The organism is Wenzhouxiangella sediminis (genome assembly GCF_003410055.1).
GTDB classification, from domain to species: Bacteria; Pseudomonadota; Gammaproteobacteria; order Xanthomonadales; family Wenzhouxiangellaceae; genus Wenzhouxiangella; species Wenzhouxiangella sediminis.
The window spans coordinates 71,344-90,412 of record NZ_QUZK01000037.1 but is presented as its reverse complement, the minus strand read 5'-3'; the positions used below and the strand labels follow the sequence as shown (position 1 = coordinate 90,412).

17 protein-coding genes are annotated in these 19,069 nt (G+C 67.4%); 7 read left to right on the top strand and 10 right to left on the bottom strand.

Features of this window, described 5'->3' with window-relative positions:
* Positions 1 to 3 precede the first annotated feature (3 nt).
* The gene (locus DZC52_RS09035) at positions 4 to 2,544 is read right to left on the bottom strand and encodes a M14 family zinc carboxypeptidase (protein WP_116650814.1); all 2,541 of its coding nucleotides are present in this window, start codon (positions 2,542 to 2,544) and stop codon (positions 4 to 6) included.
* A 77-nt stretch (positions 2,545 to 2,621) separates the two neighbouring features.
* Here DZC52_RS09035 and DZC52_RS09030 point away from each other — a divergent pair, with 77 nt between their 5' ends.
* From DZC52_RS09030 to DZC52_RS09005, 6 genes are all read left to right on the top strand, one after another.
* Positions 2,622 to 3,251: a YbhB/YbcL family Raf kinase inhibitor-like protein gene (locus DZC52_RS09030; protein ID WP_116650813.1), complete on the top strand. Its 630-nt coding sequence runs from the start codon at positions 2,622 to 2,624 to the stop codon at positions 3,249 to 3,251.
* A gap of 162 nt (positions 3,252 to 3,413) precedes the next feature.
* Complete coding sequence (gene glnA / locus DZC52_RS09025; protein WP_116650812.1) at positions 3,414 to 4,823, top strand: type I glutamate--ammonia ligase; 1,410 nt, start codon at positions 3,414 to 3,416, stop codon at positions 4,821 to 4,823.
* Positions 4,824 to 4,956: 133 nt separating this feature from the next.
* Positions 4,957 to 5,463, top strand: a complete 507-nt coding sequence (locus DZC52_RS09020; RefSeq protein ID WP_116650811.1) for a DUF4124 domain-containing protein — start codon at positions 4,957 to 4,959, stop codon at positions 5,461 to 5,463.
* The gene (locus DZC52_RS09015) at positions 5,464 to 6,510 is read left to right on the top strand and encodes a two-component system sensor histidine kinase NtrB (protein WP_116650810.1); all 1,047 of its coding nucleotides are present in this window, start codon (positions 5,464 to 5,466) and stop codon (positions 6,508 to 6,510) included.
* Entirely contained in the window at positions 6,503 to 7,870 is a 1,368-nt protein-coding gene (ntrC, locus tag DZC52_RS09010; RefSeq protein WP_116650809.1) for a nitrogen regulation protein NR(I), read from the top strand. The genes DZC52_RS09015 and ntrC overlap by 8 nt, the downstream gene beginning before the upstream one ends.
* A gap of 101 nt (positions 7,871 to 7,971) precedes the next feature.
* Positions 7,972 to 8,343 carry a DUF4156 domain-containing protein gene (locus tag DZC52_RS09005; RefSeq protein WP_116650808.1) on the top strand — a complete coding sequence of 124 codons (372 nt, stop codon included), beginning with the start codon at positions 7,972 to 7,974 and terminating at the stop codon, positions 8,341 to 8,343.
* 10 nt (positions 8,344 to 8,353) lie between these two features.
* Here the strand turns inward: DZC52_RS09005 and dtd are convergent, their stop codons facing one another.
* Positions 8,354 to 8,794, bottom strand: a complete 441-nt coding sequence (gene dtd, locus DZC52_RS09000) for a D-aminoacyl-tRNA deacylase (RefSeq protein ID WP_116650807.1) — start codon at positions 8,792 to 8,794, stop codon at positions 8,354 to 8,356.
* Positions 8,795 to 8,819: 25 nt separating this feature from the next.
* Positions 8,820 to 9,431 carry a hypothetical protein gene (locus tag DZC52_RS08995; protein ID WP_116650806.1) on the bottom strand — a complete coding sequence of 204 codons (612 nt, stop codon included), beginning with the start codon at positions 9,429 to 9,431 and terminating at the stop codon, positions 8,820 to 8,822.
* Between the two features lie 127 nt (positions 9,432 to 9,558).
* Between DZC52_RS08995 and DZC52_RS08990 the strand changes: the two genes are divergently transcribed.
* Positions 9,559 to 10,455, top strand: coding sequence for a lysophospholipid acyltransferase family protein (locus DZC52_RS08990; RefSeq protein WP_116650805.1), 897 nt, complete (start codon positions 9,559 to 9,561; stop codon positions 10,453 to 10,455).
* 13 nt (positions 10,456 to 10,468) lie between these two features.
* Here the strand turns inward: DZC52_RS08990 and DZC52_RS08985 are convergent, their stop codons facing one another.
* From DZC52_RS08985 to rsmB, 7 genes are all read right to left on the bottom strand, one after another.
* A complete protein-coding gene (locus tag DZC52_RS08985; RefSeq protein ID WP_116650804.1) occupies positions 10,469 to 10,774 on the bottom strand; it encodes a tetratricopeptide repeat protein in 306 nt (101 codons plus the stop codon).
* 76 nt (positions 10,775 to 10,850) lie between these two features.
* The gene (locus DZC52_RS08980; protein ID WP_116650803.1) at positions 10,851 to 12,305 is read right to left on the bottom strand and encodes a TrkH family potassium uptake protein; all 1,455 of its coding nucleotides are present in this window, start codon (positions 12,303 to 12,305) and stop codon (positions 10,851 to 10,853) included.
* 10 nt (positions 12,306 to 12,315) lie between these two features.
* A complete protein-coding gene (gene trkA, locus DZC52_RS08975) occupies positions 12,316 to 13,692 on the bottom strand; it encodes a Trk system potassium transporter TrkA (RefSeq protein WP_116650802.1) in 1,377 nt (458 codons plus the stop codon).
* Between the two features lie 27 nt (positions 13,693 to 13,719).
* Positions 13,720 to 15,069, bottom strand: a complete 1,350-nt coding sequence (locus DZC52_RS08970; RefSeq protein ID WP_116650801.1) for a sigma-54-dependent transcriptional regulator — start codon at positions 15,067 to 15,069, stop codon at positions 13,720 to 13,722.
* Positions 15,070 to 15,123: 54 nt separating this feature from the next.
* The gene (locus DZC52_RS08965) at positions 15,124 to 17,256 is read right to left on the bottom strand and encodes a sensor histidine kinase (RefSeq protein WP_116650800.1); all 2,133 of its coding nucleotides are present in this window, start codon (positions 17,254 to 17,256) and stop codon (positions 15,124 to 15,126) included.
* The gene (locus tag DZC52_RS08960; protein WP_181918864.1) at positions 17,246 to 17,797 is read right to left on the bottom strand and encodes a DUF4390 domain-containing protein; all 552 of its coding nucleotides are present in this window, start codon (positions 17,795 to 17,797) and stop codon (positions 17,246 to 17,248) included. Before DZC52_RS08960 ends, DZC52_RS08965 begins: the two co-directional genes overlap by 11 nt.
* A complete protein-coding gene (gene rsmB, locus DZC52_RS08955) occupies positions 17,757 to 19,040 on the bottom strand; it encodes a 16S rRNA (cytosine(967)-C(5))-methyltransferase RsmB (RefSeq protein WP_245960795.1) in 1,284 nt (427 codons plus the stop codon). The genes DZC52_RS08960 and rsmB overlap by 41 nt, the downstream gene beginning before the upstream one ends.
* Positions 19,041 to 19,069 lie beyond the last annotated feature (29 nt).

Genomic DNA, 19,069 nt, shown 5'->3' with positions numbered 1-19,069 from the left:
GCCCTATTCCTCGTAGGGCAACCGCGTGGCCGATACCAACTGGCTGAAGAACAGGGCGTTGGCGAACAGCTTCTCGCCGCCGCGCCAGTAGCCCCGGAAAAGCGGCTCGTCGGCGATGCGAACCACCCGGCCCGAACCGTGGCGGCTGACGCTGATCGCCGGCGTGCCGGACAGTTCTTCCCGATTGGTCGCAGACAGGTAGCCGGCCGCCAGCGGATCGTCGGCGTAGACGCCGACCTGCGCGTAGGCGTTGTCGACGGGCCTGAGGCGATGAGCGCCCTGGCGGAAGAGCACCAGGTTGTCATCGGCGTAACCCCAGGCCAGGGGATGGGTCCGGTCCAGGTCGACGCGCAGGGCCGTGCCGCCGATCATTTCGCGGGCATAGTCCTGCCGGTAGTCGCCGTAGGCCTTGCGCTCGGGGCCGGCGGCTTCTTCCTCCTCGCTTTCCTCGACCAGGTCCCAGCCCAGATCCAGGGACTCGGCCGCCCGGGCGGCGCCACCGAAGGCCACCAGGGTTCCGCCGCCCTCGACGAAATCGACGATCGCCGACTTGACCGAATCATCGAACGAACCGTAGCGGCCCGGCGGAACGATCAGGTGCGTGTGCTCCTCCAGGTCGCCGCCGCGCAGCCGCGCAGCATCGAGTTGCGCGACCGGCTGCGCCAGCCGGGTATCGAACCAGTGCCAGACCGCGCCGGCGGCGTAGGCGCTCACGCCGTGGCCGGTGAGGACGGCAGCACTGACCGGCTCGAGCACCGGCACCGAAGGCGAGCCCAGGTCGACACCGTCGACCGCCATGCCCTGCCCGGCAGCGATGACGTCGACGCCGTGCTGCCCGGACAGTTCGGCCAGCATGGGACCGACCGGATCGAGCCGGTCGGGCTGGATGCCGGAGTGAATCACCAGGCTGCCGCGCCCGAAGGCGCGCTCACCGTCCGGGGTCCTCGCCGTCATCGGCTCGGTCGCGACCTGGACGCGATAGCCCGCATCGAGCAGGTCGGCCAGCAGCGCATCGGCGCGATACTGGTTCCAGGGGACGATCCAGGCCAGGGCATCCGCTTGCACCGCCGCCGGCTCTCGGACCGGCGCTTCGGTAAGGCCATCGCCGACCGAAGGCAGACGGCGCACGGTCGTCAGCGGCAGGTCGTGCGCCTCGGCCATCGGCCAGGCCGATACGTCGTAGAAGGTCTCGACGTCCATCTCGGTGACCGCCTCGAAAACGGACTTCAGCAACAGGTAGGCGTCCTGGTCGGCCGGAATGGCCCAGGCTGAACCTGCCGCGTAGGATTGGTCGCCGATTTCGACCGTCTCGTCGACGGGATGGACGAGGACGTCGTGATTGAGCAGCATGCCGATCAGCGCATGCGCCCGCGCCGGGTCGCCGCCGTCGCCAAGCAGCCAGCCGGCCTGGTCCCAGTCGCCGGCGCGCTCGCGCAAGTTCTCGAAGAAGTCGCGCTGGTAGGCCACCAGGTCGTCGGCATGAGCAAGCGCCCCGTCCAGCGTCGAAATGCTCGTGCGGACCTGGTTGGCGACCGTTTCCTCGAATCGCTTGAGCCCGTAGTCGCTCTCCTGGACCGCCCCGCGGCTGGAACCCTGCTCGAACAGGATGCCGATTCCGCCGGTGACATCGGGATAGGTCGAGCCCTTGCCGATATAGAAGTCGTCGAAGGACTCGCGCGCGTAGAACGGTTCGCCCGCGGCGTCGAGGGCACGGCCGTGGAACTCGGCGATCGCGCCGGTCAACTCCTGGTTGGCGTCGAAGATCAGCGGGTTGGCGCGCTCGGGAATGCCGGGCTGGAAGAAGAAGGTGCTGTTGCGCCCCATCTCGTGGTGGTCGGTAATGACGTGCGGTCGCCATTGGTGGTAGTGGCGCAGCCGGTTCTGCGAGACCGGGTGAACCACCGGCAGCCAGTCGCGATTGAGGTCGAACCAGTAGTAGTTGGTGCGACCGTCGGGCCAGCCCTCCGCGTGTTCGCGATCATCCGGGTCGGCCGAGGGGTGATTGCCGCGGTGCATGTTCACCCAGTGCGCGAAGCGATCGATGCCGTCGGGATTGATGGCGGGTTCCATGACCAGGACCATTTCGTCGAGCCAGCGCGTCACGCGCTCGTCCTGTCCGGCGGCGAGATACCAGGCCATGACCAGTGCCGCGCTGGCGCCGGAGGCTTCGTTGCCGTGCACGGAGTAGCCCATCCAGATCACCGGCGGACCTTCACCCTGGCGCGCGGCCTCGCGCCGACCCGAACGGATCTCGTCGATCCCGGCCAGACGCTCGGGGCTGGCGAAGGTCAGCAGCAGTTGCGGGCGCCCGCCATGGCTGCGGCCGATTTCCTCCAGCACGACGCGGTCGGAGCTTTCCGCCAGCTCCCGCAGGTAGGTCACGATCTGGTCGTGGCGCGGATGGCGCTCGCCCGGCTCGAATCCGAGCACTTCAAACGGCGTGGGGACGGACTCGTCCACCGCCAGCTCGTCCGGCAAGCCGGGAGCGGCCAGCGCCGGTAGCGGCAGCACGAAAAGGAACGGAATCAGGAGCTTCTTTGTCATCAAGGCGAAAGCACAGTCTTCAAGTGAGGCTGGTAAGCTTAAACGACACGGAATCTTCAGTCCGAGAAGGAGTTCAAATGCAGCTTCAATCCCGCGATATTTCCGAAGGAGCGAGCATCGATCCCCGCTTTGCCTTCGGCAGGCCGGATGCCGAATCGCACATGGCGCTATCCGACAACCTGAGCCCGCACCTGGCCTGGTCCGGCGCCCCCGAGGGCACGCGCTCGTTCGCGCTCGTGTGCATGGACCCCGACGTGCCGTCCGAGGCCGACGACGTCAACCAGGAAGGCAAGACCCTGCCCGCCGACATGGACCGCGTCGACTTCTGCCACTGGGCCATGGTCGACATCACGCCTGATGTGACCGAGCTGGCCACCGGCGCTTGCAGCGACGGCGTCACGCTCAAGGGCAAGCAGAGCCCGCCCGGCCCGGACGGCGCACGCCAGGGGCTCAACGACTACACGAACTTTCTGGCCGGCGCCGAAGAGATGGCCGGCAAATACTTCGGCTACGACGGCCCCTGCCCGCCCTGGAACGACGAGCGCCTGCACCATTACGTATTCACCGTTTATGCGCTCGACGTCGACCGGCTCGACCTGGGCGGGGATTTCACCGGCCACGATGTGGTCGAGGCGATCCAGGGCCACGTGCTCGACCAGGCGAGCATTACGGGAACCTACACGCTCAATCCGGCCGTCTCCGGCTGACGTGCAGAGATCAGGAATTGAACAATTCGCGCCGTACGCGCTCAAATATTGAACAGCGACGCTTCTGGCAACCCCGCAACGGCGGGCCCCGGTGACTGGCACGGCGCGTGCATAAACGAAGCCGATCCTTCACTTTCACATCCGAAGAGGTAGCAAGCCGACATGGCCGCTAAAGACATCATCAAGCGAATCGCCGACGAGGAAATCCAGTTCGTCGATCTGCGCTTTTCCGACACACTGGGCAAGGAACAGCACGTCACCATCCCGGCACATGCCGTCGACGAAGAGCTGTTCGAGGAAGGCAAGATGTTCGACGGCTCGTCGATCATCGGCTGGAAGGGGATCAGCGAATCCGACATGGTACTGATGCCCGACACCGACGCGGCCTACATGGACCCGTTCGCCGAATACCCGACGCTCAACATCACCTGCGACATCCTCGAGCCCGACACCATGCAGGGATACGTGCGCTGCCCGCGCTCGCTGGCCAAGCGAGCCGAAGCCTTCCTGCAGTCGACCGGCCTGGCCGACGAAGCCTATTTCGGCCCGGAACCCGAGTTCTTCGTGTTCGACGACGTGCGCTGGAAGAACGACATTTCCGGCTCCTCCTTCTCGATCGACTCCGAGGAGGCCGCCTGGAACACGCACAAGGAATACGACGACGGCAACTACGGCCACCGCCCGCGCGTGAAAGGCGGCTACTTCCCGGTACCGCCGGTCGACGGCCTGGCCGATCTGAGAAGCCTGATGTGCCTGACGCTCGAGGCCTGCGGTATTCCGGTCGAGGTGCATCACCACGAGGTCGGCACCGCCGGGCAGTGCGAAATCGGCACGCGCTTCAACACCCTGGTGCGCAAGGCCGACGAACTGCTGGTCACCAAGTACGTCATCCACAACGTGGCGCATCGTCACGGCCGTACCGCCACCTTCATGCCCAAGCCCCTGGTCGGCGACAACGGTTCGGGGATGCACGTCCACCAGAGCTTTTCCAAGGGCGGCAAGAACATGTTCGCAGGCGACGGCTACGGGGGCTTGAGCGAGACCGCCCTGCACTACATCGGCGGCATCTTCAAGCACGCCCGCGCCATCAACGCCTTCGCCAACTCGACCACCAACAGCTACAAGCGCCTGGTGCCGGGTTTCGAGGCACCGGTGCTGCTGGCCTACTCGGCCCGCAACCGCTCGGCTTCCTGCCGGGTGCCCTGGGTCGGCACCGACAAGGCGCGCCGCATCGAGATCCGCTTCGGTGACGCCGCCGGCAATCCGTATCTCACCTTCGCCGCCATGCTCATGGCCGGTCTCGACGGGGTGATCAACAAGATCGACCCGGGCCCGCCGATGGACAAGGACCTCTACGACCTGCCGCCGGAAGAAGAGCGCGACATTCCGCGCGTGTGCCACGCCCTCGACCAGGCGCTGGAAGCGCTCGACAACGACCGCGATTTCCTCAAGGCCGGCGACGTGTTCTCCGACGACCTGATCGACGCCTACATCGACCTGAAGATGAAGGAAGTCACGCGCTTCCGCATGTCGACCCACCCGGTCGAGTTCGACATGTACTACTCGAACTGAGAAATCGCTGCAAAACTGCTGCGCGCGCGCCTGCCGGACACCGTCAGGCGCCCGCTCGCTACGTTTTCCGGCGATTTCAGCCCGCGGTGTGGCTTAGAATGCGAAGTAGTCGAACTACTGCGGTATCAAGCTGATGAAATCCTTGACTATTCTGCTCATCACCCTCGTCCTGGCGGTTTCGCCACTGCTCGCCCAGGAAATCTATCGTGTCGTGGACGAGAACGGCAACGTGACCTACACCGACCAGAAGCCCAGCGACGACGCCGAGCCGATGGAATTGCCCGAGCTCAACGTGCTCGAGGGCGACCTGGACGAAACGGGCGAAAACCCGCTGGCCGACGCCGCCCCCCCGTCGATGAATTTCCGCATCGAACAGCCCGCCGAAGGCGCGGTTTTCACCCCGCAGGGCGGCAACCTGGAAGTCGCGATGGGCATCGCCATCGAAGTGCCCCCGACGGCGCAAATCGTGCTGGTGCTCGACGGCACCGAACTCGCCCCCGTGCGCTCCCTCGATGCCAGCATCCCGGCACCGGAACCGGGCGAGCATCGCCTGTTCGCCCGCCTGGAGACGCCCTCGGGACGCGTGCTGGGCACCACCGATCCGGTCACCTTCACGACGGTGGCCGCCGACGGCGGCTGAATGCGGCACTTCGATCCGGACGAACTGGCTACCGGCCTGGTCCGGGTCGCCGCCGACGGGCGCATCGAGTGGTTCAACCGCTCGGCCAACGCCCTGCTCGCCCCGCCCGGCGCCAGCCTGGGCCGTTGCCCGATCCACCAGATCTCGCCGGCCCTCGGAGAATGGGTCCGGCAGGTCAACGGCCAGGGGCGCTCCCTGTACGCGCCCGAGGCCCTGCTCGAGGAGGCTGGCAGTGTCGTGGACGCCTACCTGCATCCCAGCGGTGAATCGGTCCTGATCGAGCTGCACCCGGTCGCCGAGCGGGTGCGACAGCGCGAGATGGCCGACCGGGCCGATCGCCAGCAGGCGCTGTCGCTGATGACCCGCCGCCTGGCGCACGAACTGCGCAACCCCCTGGCGGGCGTGCGCGGCGCCGCCCAATTGATCGCGGCCCGGGGCAGCGACGAAACCAGCAGCCGGCACGCCGCCATGATCCAGCGCGAGGTCGACAGGATCACCGCCCTGATCGAGCGCTTTGCCGGAAACGGTGAGCGCCGCACCGCACCGGTCAACCTGCACCGCGTACTCGCACAGACGGCCGAACTCGTAGCGGCCGAACAGCACGGCGGGCTGCGCGTCGAACGTGACTTCGACCCCAGCATTCCGGAACTGGCAGCCGACGAAGGCCAGGTGCACCAGCTTTTTCTCAACCTCCTGCGCAACGCCGCCCAGGCCGGCGCGGGCGTTGTTCGCCTCACGACACGGATCGAGCACGGGTCACCGCTGATGGATCGACCCGGCGGTCATGCCGCCCGCATCGACGTCGACGACGACGGGCACGGCGTGCCCGAAGCCCTGCGAGAGAAGCTGTTCCTGCCGCTGGTTTCCGGCCGCGATCAGGGCAGCGGCTTCGGCCTGGCCATCGTCCAGCAGATCGCCCGCGCCCACGGCGGCCTGGTCGAGTACGTGCCGCTGGAGGCCGGGAGCCGCTTTCGCGTGCGCCTGCCGCTGGACCCGGCGGTGTCCGGGGACGACGGTCAAGCGACGGGGGAGAGCGCCGATGGCTGACGAGATCTGGATCATCGACGACGATCCCGCTATCCGCTACGTGCTGGAAGAGTACTTCGACAGCCAGCAAATGCGCGCGAGGAGCTTTTCCGACGGCGCCAGCCTGGAGGCCGCGCTCGAAGAAGGCCCGCCCGACCTGGTGATCGCCGACGTCCGGCTCGACGGCGAAAGCGGTCTCGACCTGATGCAGCGACTGCGCGAACGGCTGGAAGACCTGCCGGTCATCGTGATGACCGCCTATTCCGACCTGGATTCGGCCGTGCGCGCCTTCCGCGGCGGCGCCTTCGAATTCCTGGCCAAGCCGTTCGACCTCGACGAGGTCGGCCGCCTCGTTGCCAAGGCGCTGAGGCGCGCCCCCGGCCGCGCGGATACGGCCGGGAAGGAAGAGGAACTGATCGGCGCTTCGCCGGCCTTCCAGCACCTGGTGCGCATGATCGGCCGACTGTCGGCCAGTGACGTGCCGGTGCTGATCACCGGCGAGACGGGCACCGGCAAGGAACTGGTCGCGCGCGCCCTGCACCGCCACTCCCCGCGCGCCAGCAAGCCCTTCGTGGCCATCAACACCGCGGCCATCCCCGAGGACCTGCTGGAGTCCGAACTCTTCGGGCACGAGAAGGGCGCCTTCACCGGCGCGGAAGGACGCCGGCCGGGACGATTCGAACAGGCCGAGGGTGGCACGCTCTTCCTCGACGAGATCGGCGACATGCCGCTCAAGCTCCAGACCCGCCTGCTGCGGGTGCTGGCCGAAGGCGAGTACTACCGTCTGGGCGGCCACGACCTGATCCGAACCGACGTTCGCGTGCTCACGGCCACCCACCGCGATCTGGGCGAACTGGTGCGCAAAGGCCGCTTCCGGGCCGACCTCTACCACCGCCTCAAGGTCATCGAGCTGAAGGTTCCGCCGCTGCGTGATCGACGCGAAGACATCCCCGCACTGACCGATCACTTCCTGCGCCAGGCCGCACGCGAGTTCAACCTGCCCGAGCGCAGCGCCGACGAGTCCCTGATCGGGCACCTGGCCGCCCTGCCCTGGCCGGGCAATGTGCGCGAGCTGCGCCACCTCTGCCAGTCAATGGCCGCACTGGCCCCGGGTGAAGTCATCGGCATCGACGACCTGCCCGACGAATACCGCGAGTCCCGCCCCGGCGGGGACGCCGATCGCTCATGGACACGCGGCATGGAGAGCGAGTTGCGCCGTCGACTCGCCGGCAACGAAGATGACCTGCACGCCCGCTTCCAGGCGCAGTTCGAGACTACCCTGGCGCGCACCGCGGTAGCCGCCTGCGATGGCAACCAGTCCGAAGCCGCCCGGCGACTGGGCATCAGCCGCAATACACTCGCGCGAATGCTCAAGAGTTGATGCGCGCGGCGCCAGAGAGAGGCGAGCGCTTGGTTGCCGCTGGGGATTCCGCTAAGCTGGCCGATCGTGCCGCAACCATCCATGACAGACGCCATTCGCCCATGCCCGGACCGAACAAGAAGACCCCCAGCCTGATCGCAGCGTCGTTTCTGTGCTTCCTGGCCGGCTGCGCCACGACGCCACCGGAAGAACGCCATGCCGGCATCGAGATGCTCCGCAGCGTGCCCGACTGCCCCCATGAAGTGCTCGGCAGGGTCCGGGTAACCGACGGCCACAATCCGGTCTCGGGTCAGAGCAAGGAGTGGGCGATGACGGCGAGCCTGGAACACTCCGAGGCCAACCTGCGCGGGGAGGCCGCCGCCCTGGGCGCCGACGCGGTGGTGGTCACCCAGCGCCGCCTGTCGACCAACGCCGAAGGGGACTACAGCCACATCGATCTTCGTGGCCTGGCGATCACCGCCTGCCGGGATTGAGGACGTCGGCTCAGTCCACCTCGATCCAGAACGTCACCGGCCCGTCGTTGACCAGGGCCACCTGCATGTCCGCGCCGAAACGGCCGAAGGCGCTGTCCGGCCATTCCCGCTCCACCTGCTCGACCAGTTCGGCGAACAAGGCCTCGCCCTCGGCCGGTGGGGCGGCCGGCGTGAAGCTGGGCCGGTTGCCCGAGTCGGTGTCGGCGGCCAGGGTGAACTGCGGCACGAGCAACAGGCCACCGCCGGCATCGCGCAGGCTGACGTTCATGCGGCCCTCGCCGTCGGCGAAGACGCGATAGTTGAGGAGCCTTTCGACGAAGCGCGGAATGCGCTCGGCCCGATCGCCCCGGCGGAACCCCGCCAGCACCAGCAGCCCGGGGCCGATGCGGCCCGCGGTTTCGCCCCCGATGGTCACGGAGGCTTCGCTGACGCGCTGGATCAGTCCGATCATGTCGCAGCCCGACTTGCCGGCGGAATCACCCGCAATGGGAAGCGAGATCGCCCGCCCCGGATTCTTCCCGGGACGCCGTGCGCAGCCAGATACCCCGGCTCTGGCCGTCCGTCTCGGTGACCGTGCAGCGATAGGTCAGCACCCGCGTGTGCTCGCAGCGGGCATCGGTCGCGCGAGCCGTCCACTCGGCACCCGGACGGAGTCCGGAGCAGGTGGCTTCGGCCGCGAGGCCGGGCTCGCCGACGGCTCGAAAGCGCTCAAGCCGGGAAGCGATCGAATCGACGAAGGCTTCGAATCCCGCCGGATCTCTCTGCGCCGCCTCGGATAGGTTGTAGGGCATCTCGATCTCCGCCGAGCTGCGATTCGCCCGCCGCTCTTCCCCGGTCTCGTCGTATGGCAGACCCTGCATGGCGTCCTCCTCCACCAGCATCTGCCCTTCCTCGATCAGCGTCAACTTGAAGTCCACCGCCAGGCCGCGATGCAGCGGTTGCCCGCTGGACACGATGCCCCAGACGAGTTCTGCCGGCTCCAGGTGACCGGCAAAGCCACCGGGCCACGCGTCACCACCCTGGGCGCTTGCCGACGAATGGCAATGAACACCCGCCAACACCGCCGCAGCAAACAGTAGAATCTTCATGAATACGCTCCTCTGCCTTAGCCCCTTTCCCGGAAGCTAAACTACACCAGCGCAGCCAGGTCGGCAAACCGGCGCGACCACCCTGCGCCCACACGAATCTCCGAGCTCGAGTGAATCCGGATCCACGATGATCGAACGCCTCGCCGTCGCCCTGCTGCACCTCTTGTCCTGGCTGCCCCTGCCCCTGCTTCACCGGCTGGCGGTACCGATGGCCTGGATTGCGCGCTTCACGCCCTGGCGCGGCCACGATGTGGTGCGTACCAACCTGTCGATCTGTTTCCCGGAGGCCGGCGAGCCCGAGCGCGAGAAGCTCTATCGCCGGCATCTCGTGGAAATGATGCGCCTGGTGCTGGAATCGGGCGCGGTGTGGTACTGGCCGGGCGACCGGCTGCAGCGTCACGTACGCGAAGTCGAAGGCTGGGATGAGGTGCGCCAGTCGGCCGAACGCGGCAAGGGCGTACTGATCGTGGGGGCGCATTTCGGCAACTGGGAAATGCTGCCGCTGTGGCTTTCCCTTCAGGGCCCCATCACCGCCCTCTACAAGGCACCGCGCCAGCCCGGGTTCGACCGGCGCGTAACCGACAGCCGTCAGCGCTTCGGCGCCCGGCTGGTCGCCAGCGGCAGCCCCGCCATGCGCCACCTGATGGCCGGCCTCAAGCGCGGCGAGCTCATCGGCCTGCTGGCCGACCAGCAACCCAAGCAGGGCGAAGGCGTCTTCGTCGACTTCTTCGGCCGCCCCGCACTGACCATGACCCTCGTCAATCGCCTGGCGCGCCGAACCGGCTGCGCGGTGGTGTTCACCAGCGCCGAGCGGCTGCCGGCCGGCAGCGGCTGGCGCCTGCGCTTCGAACCGGCCGACCCGGCGATCGCCGACGACGACCCGGCCACGGGCATGGCCGTGATGCACCGCTGGCTCGAGGAGGAGATCCGGCGCAACCCGGCCCAGTACCTGTGGAGCTACAAGCGCTTCAGCCGCCAGCCGGGCGAGCGACCCTCGCCCTACCCGAGCAAAAAGGGGAAGTGACCGGTGCGGTCGATCAGCCCAGGCGCTTGAGAAAGACGGTCATCACCTTTTCGGCCTGCTTGTCGCCGTTGGCCTGCGCGGCCTCCAACCCCTTTTCCCAGGCCTTGCGGGCGGCCTCGGGCTGACCCGCCTCGTTGAGGGCCTTGCCGAGCTCCTGCCAGGCCATGGTGTGCTCGGGCGCATGGCCGGTGGCCTTTTCCAGGTGCGCGATGGCTTCGGGCACATCACCGGCCTTCAGCCGCGCCTGCCCGGCCGCCAGCCGCGACTCGTAGGAATCGCGGCCGTCTTCGATCATTTTTTCGATGGCTTCAGGATTCATTTCGTTTGTTGACTCGTTGGCTCGTTGGCTTGCTGAACTAGCTAACCAGCCAACCAGCGAACGAGTCAACGTCAATTCAATGCTTCCAGTAGGTCGGCGTGAGCAGGACCAGGATGGTGAAGATCTCGAGGCGGCCGAGCAGCATGGCGAAGCTCATGATCCACTTGGTGGCGTCGGCCAGGCCGCCATAGTTGGCGCCGGCCTGGCCCAGCGCCGGGCCGAGGTTGTTGAGCGATGAAAACACGATCGACACGGCCGTGACGAGATCGGCCTCGATGCCGGAGACGATCAGGGTGAGCACCACCACGCACAGGATATAGAGCGAGACGAAGCCCCAGACGGCGTTGGCCACCTCCTGGTTGAGCGTGCGGCCGCCGAGCTTGAGCGGCACGACCGAACGCGGGTGGATGAGTCGCTTGAGCTCCCGGATGCCCTGCTTGGTGAGCAGGTAGACGCGGATGATCTTGAAGCCGCCGGTGGTCGCCCCGGCGCAGCCGCCGAAAGCACTGATCAACAAAAGCAACAGCGGCAGGGTGCCCGGCCAGTTGTAGACCTCGGCCGTGGCGAAGCCGGTTGTGGTCATGTACGAGATCGACTGGAAAACCGCGTGCCGCAGCGACTCCCAGAAAGAGGGATAGACGTCGAGCTGCCACAACAGGAGCGTCGCCGCCGCGGAGATGATCAGCAGCAGCAGCACGAAGAGCTTCAGTTCCGGATCGCGCAGGTAGACCTGAGCGGTTGCGCGGCGCAAGGCCAGGTAGTGCAGGCCGAAGTTGAGGCTGGCGACCAGGATGAAGAACACCGCCAGCCAGTCGATCAGCGCGCTGTCGAAGTAGCCGATCGAAGCGTCGTGCGTGGAGAAGCCCGCCGTGGCGATGGTCGAGAAACTGTGCCCGACAGCGTCGAACAGGGACATCCCGGCAGCCCAGTAGGCGGCCGCGCAAAGCACGGTGAGGCCGATGTAGATCAGCCAGAGCGCCTTGGCGGTCTCTGCAATGCGCGGCGTCAGCCGGCTTTCCTTGACCGGCCCGGTGACCTCGGCCTTGTAGACCTGCATGCCGCCGATGCGCAGCATCGGCAGGATGGCCACGGCCAGCACGATGATTCCCAAACCGCCCATCCACTGCAGCTGTTGCCGATACCAGAGAATGGAAATCGGCATGTCGTCGAGACCGGTGAAAACCGTGGCGCCGGTCGTGGTCAGCCCGGAGGTGGATTCGAACACCGCATCGGGGATGCTGGCGTCGATCGCCAGCACGAAGGGAACCGCGCCGGCCAGGCAGACGGCGGCCCAGCAGGCCACGACCACCAGGAAGCCGTCACGAATCCTGAGGTCACGGTGGGAGCGCCGGACCGGCAGATAGAGCGCTATTCCGGATACGGCGACCACGAGCAAGCTCACCGCGAATGCGCTGAAGGTTCCGTCATGGCTGAACAGGGCGAACAGCAGCGGCGGCACGAAGCCCAGGCTCAGGAAAACCAGAAGGACTCCCACAATGCGCTGGACCGGTGCGTAGGCGCGAAACTGCATGACGCCGACGCTAGACGAAAACGGCTTCGACGGCGAACAGGCGCTCCACGCGACGAATGGAACGCTGGTCGGCCACGAACAGGACGACGTGATCGTCGGTTTCGATGACGACGTCGTGGTGCGCGATGATGACCTCTTCACCGCGGATGATGCCGCCGATGGTCGTGGCCGGCGGCAGGTCGATCTCCTCGATTCGCTTGCCGACCACCTTCGACTGGCCGGGCGTGCCGTGGGCAACCGCTTCGATGGCCTCGGCCGCGCCGCGCCGCAGCGAATGCACTCGCACCATGTGCCCCTTGCGGATGTGCGTCAGCAACGCGCCGATGGTGACCTGCTGGGGACTGACCGCCACGTCGATGCGGTCGGACTCGACGAGGTCGACGTAGGCCGGACGATTGATCAGGGTGATGACCTTGTCGGCGCCCATGCGCTTGGCCAGCATCGACGAGAGGATGTTGGCCTCGTCGTCGTTGGTCAGCGCGCAGTAGACGTCCGTCTCGTCGATGCCCTCCTCGTGCAGCAGGTCCTCGTCGGCGCAATCGCCGACCAGCACGATCGCGGTGTCCAGATCCTCGGCAATGCGCTCGGCGCGCACCGGGTCGCGCTCGATGAGCTTGACGTGGTGGCTGCGCTCCAACCGCCGCGCCAGGCTGGCGCCGATGTTGCCGCCGCCGGCGAGCAGGATGCGATGACCGGGTTCGCTCATTCGCCGCAGTTCGCGCATCACCACCGGGATGTCGTTGCGCGCGGCCAGGAAGAAGACCGTGTCGTCGACCTCGATGACGGTGTCGCCCTCGGGAATGATGGGCTCGTCGTTGCGGAAGATGGCGGCCACGCGCGCGTCGACGCCGCTGGGCAGCTTGTCGCGCAGCGCGCGCAGTTCGTGCCCGACCAGGGGGCCGTCGTGAAAGGCCCGCGTGCCGACCAGCTGCGCCCGGCCGTCCGCGAAATCGAGCACCTGCAGGGCGCCCGGATAGTCGATCAGTCGCTGGATATGGTCCGTGACCAGGCCTTCGGGACTGATCAGTACGTCAATGGGCGTGTTCTCGCGATTGAACAGCTCCGGGTGCGCCAGGTAGTCGCTGGCCCGAACGCGCGCGACCTTGGTCGGCGTATTGAACAGCGAGTAGGCCACCTGGCAGGCGACCATGTTGGTCTCGTCGGAATTGGTCAGCGCGATCAGCAGGTCGGCATCCTCGATGCCGGCGCGGATCAGCGTTTCGGGATGGGCGGCGTGGCCCAGCACCGTGCGGATATCGAGCTTTTCCTGCAGCTCGCGCAGGCGCTCGGGATCGGTGTCGACCACGGTGATGTCGAAGTCCTCGGCCGACAGGCTGCGGGCCATGCCGGTCCCCACCTGCCCTGCGCCGAGAATGATGATCTGCATGAACCGACTCCCCTCGCGGCTGCGGTCCTAGAACTGCTTGGGATCGATACCCAGCTGTTTGAGTTTGCGATAGAGATGGGTTCGTTCCATCTCGACGATTTCGGCCAGTTTGCCCACGCTGCCCTCGACGGACTGGAGCTTGAAGGTCAGGTACTGGCGCTCGAATTCCTCGCGGGCCTCGCGCAGGGGCATATTGTAGAGCGCCGGCATCTTGCGGTCGCCGACGGTCTCGCCGGTGTCGGACTGCGCCAGGGCCTCTTCGACCTCGGCGACGGTCACCTCCTCGCCACCGCCGAGGATCAGCAGGCGCTGCACGAGGTTGCGCAGTTCTCTGAGATTGCCGGGCCAGTGATACTGGCGAAGCCGGTTCTGCACGGCGACGGGAAAATGCCGGTAGGGCGTGCCGTCGCGGCCCGGATAGTACTCGGCATAGAAACGCACCAGGTCGGGGACGTCTTCCTGGCGCTCGCGCAGCGGCGGAATCTCCAGCGGCAGGACATTGAGCTGGTAGAACAGGGACTCGTCGAAGCTCCCGTCGCGCACCAGCTTCTCCAGCGGCTGGCTGGTGCCTGCGATCAGTCGCAGGTCGAGCGCCGAGCTGTCGCTCTGCTCGGGATCGAGCCGCCCGGACTCGAGGACCTTCAGCAGCACCGTCTGCGCGCCCCGATCGAGGCGCGACACATCGTCGATGAACAACACGCCGCCCTGCGCTTCGGCGAGCAGGCCCTCCGCGCCGTCCTCGCCGAGCAGCATGGTCTTGAAGGACGCGCTGTCCACGCGCGTGGCGGCACTGACGAAGGGCCCCTCGCTGCGCGGTGAATGGGCGTGGATCCAGCGGGCGGCTTCCTGCTTGCCCACACCCGGCTCGCCGGCAATCAGTACCGGGGCCTCGTGTTGGGCCACGCGCTCGAGCCGCTGTCGCAGTTGCTGCACCACGGCCGAACGCCCCAGCGGCTCGAGCACGGCCGGCTGGTTGCGCTTGAGCCCTTCGTTCTCGCGCTTGAGCCGTCCGGCCTCCAGCGCGTTCTCGATGGTGACCATCAGCCGCGCCATCGACACGGGCTTCTCGATGAAGTCGAAGGCGCCCAGGCGCGTCGCCTCGACGGCGGTCTCGACCGAGCCGTGGCCGGAAATCATGACCACGGGACACTTGAGCACGCCCGCGTCGCGCCATTCGCGCAGCAGGCTGATGCCGTCGGTGTCGGGCATCCACACGTCGAGCAGGATCAGGTCCGGCGCGGCTTCGCGCAAGCGCTCGCGCGCCTCGGCGGCATTGCCGGCGTCGGTGATCTCATGGCCCTCGTCTCGGAGGATCTCGCCGATCATCTCGCGGATGTCCGGCTCGTCGTCGACGATCAGGATGCGCGCACTGCTCATTGATTCATTTTCGCACCAATTGGGGTAGGAGAGGATACCCCAGCAAGCAAGCGATCACCCGCCGGGAAGCCAGATCCGGACCTCTGCACCGCCACCCTCGGCATTGGCGACCGATATGCTGCCGCCGTGATCCTCGACGATGCGCCGCACGATCGCCAGCCCGAGGCCCGAACCGCGCGGCTTGGTCGTGACGTAGGGCTCGAAAATGCGCGCCAGCACGTCGGTGGAAAATCCGGGACCGTCGTCGCGCAATACCAACTCGACCCCATCACTGCCCTGGCGGATCATGGCCGCCAGCTCGATGGCGATCCGTGGTTGGCCCTCGGGGTGAGCTTCCTGGGAGTTTCGCACCAGGTTGATCAACAGCTGCCTGAGCTGGCCGGGATCGGCGGTCAGCGACAGCGGCGAGGCGGGCGCGCTGACGTCGAAGTGGATGGGCATGTTGCCGCTGGCGTAGAGATCCACGACTTCGTTGATGATTCGCCTCGGATCGACCCGTTCGGCCTTGAGCCGTGCCGGACGCGCGTAGTCGCCGAAGTTGTCGACCAGGCGGCGAAGGGCGTCGACCTGGGCGCGAATGGTCGTGGTCGCGCGCTTGAGCAGATCGCGCTGATCGGCCTCCAGGGCGGGTTCGAGCTTCCAGGCCAAGCGCTCGGCCGCGAGCTGGATCGGGGTCAGGGGGTTCTTGACCTCGTGAGCCAGGCGCCGCGCCACCTCGGCCCAGGCGGCTTCTCGCTGCGCCTGGTCGAGCACCGTGACGTCGTCGAAGACCACCACGTGGCCGCCGGTTTCGGCCGGCAGGTCCGATCCGCGGCAGACCAGCACCAGGGGCTGCTCGGAGGTGCCGAGCTTGATCTCCTGGCGCCAGTCGGCGCCCGGCGCGGCGTGGCGCTCGACGATCAAGTCGACCAGCGGCGCGAGCTGGGGACGCTGCCCGGCCAGTTCCGAGAGCTTGCGCCCGCTGTCGACGGCGGCATCCAGGCCGAGAATGCGCGAAGCCGAGTCGTTGAAGGCGCTGATGCGATCGTCGCCGTCGATGGCGAGCACCCCGGCCGACAGGCGGCCGAGCACGATTTCCAGATAACGGCGCTGGGCTTCGAGCTGCTGCCGGCTGCTGGCGAGCTCGCGCGTCATCGTGTTGAATGAGCGCACAAGAAACCCCAGCTCGTCGCGGCTGGTGACTTCCAGGTCACCCGGGAAACGGCCCGCGGCGAGTTCCTCGGTGGCCTGGGCCAGTTCCCGGATCGGCTGGGTCAGGCGGCGCGCGGCGTTGAAGGCCAGCAGCATGGCCAGCAGGACGGTCAGCAGCAGCACCAGCGAAAGAATGAGCACCAGGCTCTGCTGCAGCCTGACGCGGAGATAGGCCACGTTCTGGTAGCGGTGATACGCCGACTCGATGCGCCCGGCCAGTTCACTGAATTCCTCGGGCAGGGGATAGATCGCCTGCAGCAGGAGGGTGTCGCCGCCCAGGGTCCGGCTGCCCAGGCTGTGCAGTACCCGGATGCGGATGCCGTTCTCGGTCGGCTCGGCCGCCGCGTACTCTTCGTCCTGCAGCGCCTGGCTCAGGGCGAAATCGCCCGGGCGCTCGGGCAGGATCCGGCCCGGATCGATGCTGGCACTGACCGTCGAGGAGCCGGAGGCGTCGACCACCGAGAGGTCGGTCGGCCCGGCGCTGGAGACGTGCCGGAGCAGCTGGCGGAACATGCGATCCTCGTCGCCGGTATCGAGCTGCTCGGCCAGGCGGCCGATTTCGTCGCGCACGTCGCGGGTGCGGAGCTCGAGGAACATCTGCCCGAGCTCGATCGAGTCGGCCAGGGCCTGCTCGGCACGGGTGTCCATCCAGCCGTCGATGGTGTCGCTGAGGAACTGGATGGCGAACAGATAGAGGATGACCACCGGCGGCAGGGTCAGCGCCACGAAAACCGCCACCAGTCTGGCTGTCAGGCGAGCGCCCGGCTCATCGCTCCTGAGGCGCCGGAACAGGCGCACGGCCCGACCGACGATCACGCCCAGCAGCACCAGCACGGCCACGCCGGTCAGCGCGAAGATCCACTGCGCCAGGCGGCCGAGCTGGGTGGCTTCCTGCTCGACGGTCGAGACCAGGTACAGGGCCGAGAGCAGCAGGACCAGGACGGCGGCGATGGGAATCGCGCGCAGGATGCGCAGTCGCCCCCTTCTACCGATCATCGGCCGTCTCCCGCGACGGCGGGATCAGTTCCCGCCATTCGCTGACCAGATGCCATTGCGGCTCGAACCAGGTCGGCAAGCGCATCGGCGAAGGCAGGCGCGTACGGTCGAGCTGGATGCGCGCGCGCACGACCGAAACCGCTTCACCGGGCGCGAGCGGAATACGCCACGAACGCGCCTCGCGCAGCGACCGGACGAGCATATTCAGCCGCGGATACGTCGAACGCGTGCCGTTGTGCAGATCAACGAGCTGGTAGTGACGGCTCAGCGGCAGGTAGCTGATCCGGAACCGATGGCGTCGGCGCTCGTCCAGGCCCGGTAACCAGACCTGGCCGGACGAAGCGCGCAGGGCGATGAGGAAAGTCACGCTCACGCCACGGTCGAGGGCCTCCAGCATGGCCGGACTGGGATCGAGATCGACCCCGGCGACGAAATCCAGCCCTTCCCGAGTCCAGACCAGTCGCGGTTCGATGAAGTCGACCTGCCAGTCGCCCTCGCGCTCACTCCGGCAAGCGGCGAGCGGCAAAGTAATAAAAACCATCGCAGCCATGCTCGCCAGGCAGAATCTGGCGGCCCGGCCGGGCCGGCCGACCGGGCATGTCGGTATTGTCGATTCCGCGGGCATCTGCATGGCGCTCCAGAAAGGCACGGGCCTGTTCGTCGTTTTCGACCCTCAAGAGCGAACAGGTCGCGTACACAAGGATACCGCCCGGCTCGAGCAGCGGCCACAAGGCGTCGAGGATCGTGCCCTGAAGGGCGGCGAGCCGGTCGATGTCCTCGTCGCGGCGCAACCAGCGGATGTCGGGGTGCCGCCGGATGACGCCGGTGGCCGAACACGGCGCGTCGACCAGGATTCGGTCGAAGCGCTTCCCGTCCCACCAGTCATCGGGGCGCGCGGCATCACCCGCGACCAGCCGGGCGTCCAGGCCGAGGCGCTCGAGGCCGTTGCCGACCCGGGACAGTCGCTCGCCGTCGATATCCAGCGCCGTCAGACCCACATCGCGTCTTTCGAGGATATGAGCCGTCTTGCCGCCGGGCGCAGCACAGGCGTCGAGCACTCGCTGGCCGTCGCGGAGGTCGAGGTAGTCGGCGGCGAACTGCGCGGCCCCGTCCTGGACGGAAACGAGGCCGTCTTCGAACCCCGGCAGGGCGCTGATCGCGGCGCGCTCGGCCAGCCGAAGCGCATCGGGGAAACCGGCAGGCGCATCCGCCTCGATTCCGGCCCGCTCCAGAAGCTCACGGTAATCGTCGCGCGCGATGCGTCGCCGGTTGACGCGCAGCCACAACGGCGGGGGCTCGTTGCCGGCCGCCAGGATCCCCGGCGCGGCGTCGCCGTAGTCGGACTCGACCCGCTTGATCAGCCAGCCGGGATAGCCGAATCGGAGAACGGGCGTGTCGGGCAGGGACGCCAGCAGTTCACCGCGCCGGCGTCCGAACGCCCTGAGCACACCGTTGACCAGCCCGGTCAGGCGCTGCCCCCGCAGGCAACGCGCGGCGGCCACCGCGGCGTGGACGATCGCGTGGTCGGGCTCACGACCGTCGCGCAATTCGTGCAGCGCCACGGCCAACAGGAAGTGCAGCTGGCGATTCCGGCCCTTGAGCGGCTTGTCGACCAGCGCGCCGACAAGCCAGTCCAGCGCCGGCCAGTCGCGCAGCGCACCGCTGGCCAGGCGCCGGGCCAGCGACCGATCGCGCGAATCACCAAGGCCTTCGAGCAGCGCCGGCAGAACGGTGTCCAGGGCGCGCCCGCGGTCGAGTACCGCCTGCGCGGCCTGTGCTGCCACAGCCCTCGGCTCCGAACCGTCACGAGTCA

Bases quoted from the DNA above. Each gene is read 5' to 3' on its own strand.
- DZC52_RS09035 (WP_116650814.1), bottom strand. From the start codon at position 2,544: ATGACAAAGAAGCTCCTGATTCCGTTCCTTTTCGTGCTGCCGCTACCG.
- DZC52_RS09020 (WP_116650811.1), top strand. From the start codon at position 4,957: ATGAAATCCTTGACTATTCTGCTCATCACCCTCGTCCTGGCGGTTTCG.
- DZC52_RS08990 (WP_116650805.1), top strand. From the start codon at position 9,559: ATGATCGAACGCCTCGCCGTCGCCCTGCTGCACCTCTTGTCCTGGCTG.
- DZC52_RS08985 (WP_116650804.1), bottom strand. From the start codon at position 10,774: ATGAATCCTGAAGCCATCGAAAAAATGATCGAAGACGGCCGCGATTCC.
- glnA (WP_116650812.1), top strand. From the start codon at position 3,414: ATGGCCGCTAAAGACATCATCAAGCGAATCGCCGACGAGGAAATCCAG.
- DZC52_RS08960 (WP_181918864.1), bottom strand. From the start codon at position 17,797: ATGGTTTTTATTACTTTGCCGCTCGCCGCTTGCCGGAGTGAGCGCGAG.
- dtd (WP_116650807.1), bottom strand. From the start codon at position 8,794: ATGATCGGACTGATCCAGCGCGTCAGCGAAGCCTCCGTGACCATCGGG.
- DZC52_RS08965 (WP_116650800.1), bottom strand. From the start codon at position 17,256: ATGATCGGTAGAAGGGGGCGACTGCGCATCCTGCGCGCGATTCCCATC.
- trkA (WP_116650802.1), bottom strand. From the start codon at position 13,692: ATGCAGATCATCATTCTCGGCGCAGGGCAGGTGGGGACCGGCATGGCC.
- ntrC (WP_116650809.1), top strand. From the start codon at position 6,503: ATGGCTGACGAGATCTGGATCATCGACGACGATCCCGCTATCCGCTAC.
- DZC52_RS08995 (WP_116650806.1), bottom strand. From the start codon at position 9,431: ATGAAGATTCTACTGTTTGCTGCGGCGGTGTTGGCGGGTGTTCATTGC.
- DZC52_RS08980 (WP_116650803.1), bottom strand. From the start codon at position 12,305: ATGCAGTTTCGCGCCTACGCACCGGTCCAGCGCATTGTGGGAGTCCTT.
- DZC52_RS09030 (WP_116650813.1), top strand. From the start codon at position 2,622: ATGCAGCTTCAATCCCGCGATATTTCCGAAGGAGCGAGCATCGATCCC.
- DZC52_RS08970 (WP_116650801.1), bottom strand. From the start codon at position 15,069: ATGAGCAGTGCGCGCATCCTGATCGTCGACGACGAGCCGGACATCCGC.
- DZC52_RS09005 (WP_116650808.1), top strand. From the start codon at position 7,972: ATGCCCGGACCGAACAAGAAGACCCCCAGCCTGATCGCAGCGTCGTTT.
- DZC52_RS09015 (WP_116650810.1), top strand. From the start codon at position 5,464: ATGCGGCACTTCGATCCGGACGAACTGGCTACCGGCCTGGTCCGGGTC.